2 protein-coding genes are annotated in these 2,670 nt (G+C 71.5%); both read right to left on the bottom strand.

From position 1 onward, the window contains the following. On the bottom strand, window positions 1-1,963 hold a 1,963-nt coding region (locus ACOJSF_RS03480; RefSeq protein WP_420140838.1), incomplete at its 3' end, for a primosomal protein N'. 68 nt (window positions 1,964-2,031) lie between these two features. Next, window positions 2,032-2,670 (bottom strand): AraC family transcriptional regulator (locus tag ACOJSF_RS03475; protein WP_420140837.1); only part of this gene is annotated, 639 nt, incomplete at its 5' end.

Genomic DNA, 2,670 nt, shown 5'->3' with positions numbered 1-2,670 from the left:
GACCGATCGCGCGCGCGGTGGCGACCGCGTCATCGAGCGCCTCGGCGCTGACGATGATCGCGGCGAAGCGCCCGAAGGGCGGCGCGTGCGCCGCGCGGCGCGCCTCGGTTTCGGCGGCGTAGAAGCTGTCGGCATCGCCCGAGACGAGCGCGCGGATGACGGGCGCCGCCGGCTCATAGGTCTGGACCAGCACGCGGCCCGGCTTGGCGCCGCGCCCGGCACGGCCGGCGACCTGCGCGATCTGCTGGAAGCTGCGCTCGGCCGCGCGCAGATCGCCGCCGGACAGGCCGAGATCGGCGTCGACCACGCCAACCAGCGTGAGATTGGGGAAATGATAGCCCTTGGTGACGAGCTGGGTGCCGATGACGATGTCGATCTCGCCCGCCTCCATCCGGTTGACGAATTCGGCGGCCTTGGCTGGCGACCAGAGCGTGTCGGACGTGACGATCGCGGTGCGCGCGTCGGGAAAGAGCAAGGCGGCCTCGTCCGCAATCCGCTCCACGCCCGGCCCGCAGGCGACCAGGGCATCCTCCTCCTTGCATTCGGGGCAGGCGCGCGGTGGCGGCATGACGTGGCCGCAATGGTGGCAGGCAAGCCGCGCGGTCAGGCGGTGCTCGACCATCCACGCGGTGCAATTGGGGCACTGGAAGCGATGCCCGCAATGGCGGCAGAGCGTGAGCGGGGCATAACCGCGCCGGTTGAGGAACAAGAGCGCCTGTTCGCCGCGTTCCAGCGTCTCGCGCACCGCCTCGACCAAAGGCGGGGAAAGCCAGCGGCCGCGATCGGGGCGGTCGTGGGTCAGGTCGACCGCCGCGATGTCGGGCATGGTCGCGCCGCCGAAGCGCGCGGGCAGCTTCACCTCCGCATAGCGGCCCTGCGCGACCTGCTGGCGGGTCTCGATCGCGGGGGTGGCGGAGGCGAGGATGATGGGGATTTCCTCGAACCGGCCACGCATCACCGCCACGTCGCGGGCGTGGTACATGACGCCGTCTTCCTGCTTGAAGCTCGCCTCGTGCGCCTCGTCGACGACAATCAGGCCGAGGTCGCGATAGGGCAGGAACAAAGCGGAGCGCGCGCCGACGGTCACGCGCGCCTCGCCGCTGGCGATGGCGCGCCACGCGCGGCGGCGCTGCGACTGGCGCAGGTCCGAATGCCACGCGACCGGCGCGCAGCCGAACCGCGCCGCGAACCGCTTGAGGAAGGGTTCGGTCAACGCGATTTCGGGAAGCAGCACCAAAGTCTGGCGGCCGGTGCGGAGCGCTTCGGCCACCGCCTCGAAATAGACCTCGGTCTTGCCCGATCCGGTGACGCCGTCGAGCAGGGTCGGCGCGAAGGCGCGGGCCCCCACCGCATCGGTCAGCCGAGCCGCCGCCTCGGCCTGCGCGGTCGAAAGGTCGGGGCGGTGGTGGTCGGGGTCGGGCACGGGGAAGGGATCGTCGATGCGAACCTCGACCGGCTCGATCGCACCGGCCTTGACCAGCCCCCGGATCACCCCGTCCGACACGTCGGCGATAGTCGCCAGTTCGCGCACCAGCCCCTGGCGGTTCTCGATCCGCTCCAGCGCCTGCGCGCGCTGCGGGGTCAGGCGCGGGGGGACGTGGCCGGTCGCGCGATATTCGACGATCGTGCGCGCCCCATCGAGCGCGGAGGCGGAGGCGAGCGTCATGCGAAGTACGGCGGCGGGCGGTGCCAGATAATAATCGGCGGTCCATTCGATCAGCCGCCGCAGCGACGCCTTGAGCGGCGGCAGGTCATAGACGCCGAGCAGCGGGCGGAGGCGGTTGTCGCCGACCTCCGCATCGGACGGCATGCGATCCGGCTCCCACACCACGCCCGCGAGCTGGCGGGGCCCGAGCGGCGCGAGCACGATCGATCCCGGCTCGACCACATGCTCGCGATCGACCCGGTAATCGAGCGGACCGAGCGCGGCGTTGAGGAGGAGGACACGGGCACGCGGGTTCATGGCGTGTCAGGTAGGGTGGAGCCCCACGCCATGGCAATGCCGGGCAGCCTGCGGCGGGCTCGCCCGGATCAGGCGGCGAGCGGCGCATCCTCCTGCATCGACATGTACCGCCGCGGCGAGGTGCCGAGCGCCTTGCGGAACATCGTCACGAAGCTGCCCGCGCTTTCATAGCCGAGATCGGCCGCCACCCGCTGCACCGACGCGCCCTCCGCCATGCGCTGCAAAGCGAGCACGATCAGCAATTGCTGCCGCCACCGGCCGAAGCTGAGCCCCGTCTGGCTCTGGAGCAGTCGCGCCAGCGTGCGTTCGCTGAAGCCGGCCCGGCGCGCCCATCCGGCGGCGGTCCCGCGATCGGCGGGGTCGGCGATCATCATCTCGGCCAGCCGGCGCAGGCGCGGATCGTCGGGCATGCGGAGGTGCAACGCGCGCACGGGCGCGGCGGCGATCTCCTCCAGCAGCAGCGTGTGGACGCGCGATTCGTAGCCCCCAAGTGGGTAGTCCGCCGGGAAGCCGGCCGCGCGGATCAGCAACTCGCGCAGCAGCGGCGAGACCGAGACGGTGCAGCATTCGCCCGGCAGGCCGGTCCCGGCGGCGGGATCGATAAAGGCGTTATAGCCTTCGATCACGCCCGACGCCTTGATCGCGTGCAATGCTCCCGCGGGAATCCACAGGGCGCATTGCGGCGGCACCGGCCAGAACCCGCTTTC

Source organism: Sphingomonas sp., assembly GCF_048594985.1.
GTDB lineage: Bacteria > Pseudomonadota > Alphaproteobacteria > Sphingomonadales > Sphingomonadaceae > Sphingomonas_I.
Note: the sequence above shows the minus strand (reverse complement) of the source record. Positions and strands in the feature narration are given on the sequence as shown.